The 256-nt window shown below is 40.6% G+C and carries 1 protein-coding gene; it reads left to right on the forward strand.

All coding sequences use genetic code 11. The features are described 5' to 3' along the window. On the forward strand, positions 1–256 hold a 256-nt coding region (locus AAEZ00_RS21685; RefSeq protein ID WP_351090044.1), incomplete at both ends, for a hypothetical protein.

The raw sequence follows: 256 nt of genomic DNA on the forward strand, positions 1-256 counted from the left end.
ATATTGCAGAGCTAAGTCATTTATATACTCATAATGAACAAAGAGTTGTGCGCATTATTAGAAGCCTTAATGACACGGTCACTGACATTCGTCAGATAAAAGCTTTGGCGTTTTGTGTCAGCAAAGAACATGCAGAATACATGGCGAAGAAGTTCAACTTAGCCGGTATTAGTGCGGATGTGCTCACCAGTGATAATAGTCATGAGCGGCAACAAAAACGCCAGAGTTTAATCAGCGGTCATGTACACATTTTGTG

The organism is Shewanella sp. S1-49-MNA-CIBAN-0167 (assembly GCF_040310145.1).
Taxonomy (GTDB): Bacteria; Pseudomonadota; Gammaproteobacteria; order Enterobacterales; family Shewanellaceae; genus Shewanella; species Shewanella psychromarinicola.